The organism is Vogesella mureinivorans (genome assembly GCF_007644035.1).
GTDB lineage: Bacteria > Pseudomonadota > Gammaproteobacteria > Burkholderiales > Chromobacteriaceae > Vogesella > Vogesella mureinivorans.
Genome location: NZ_VMTV02000549.1, coordinates 1 through 345, shown reverse-complemented (window position 1 = coordinate 345; position 345 = coordinate 1). Strand labels below are relative to the sequence as shown.

At 66.7% G+C, this 345-nt stretch carries 1 protein-coding gene; it reads left to right on the top strand.

What is annotated here, in order from left to right:
• A partial coding sequence (locus tag FLQ44_RS14495; RefSeq protein ID WP_147694982.1) for an AMP-binding protein occupies positions 1–345 on the top strand: 345 nt, incomplete at both ends.

The window sequence follows — 345 nt, the reverse complement described above, 5'->3', positions numbered from 1 at the left end:
GGCATGGCCGTGCAGCGGGCGGTGGCGGAGCGCTGGAAGAAGGTCACCGGTGTGACCCTGGTCGAAGCCTACGGCCTGACCGAAACCTCGCCCGCGGCCTGCATCAATCCGATGGACCTGAAGGATTTCAACGGTGCGATCGGCCTGCCGGTGCCCAGCACCGAAGCCTGCGTGCAGGACGAGGAAGGCAAGATCCTGCCGATCGGCGACGTCGGCGAGCTGTGCATCCGCGGCCCGCAGGTGATGGCCGGCTATTGGCAGCGTCCGGAAGAAACCGCCAAGGTGCTGACCGCGGACGGCTGGCTGAAGACCGGCGATATGGCCAAGATGGACGCGCAGGGCTAT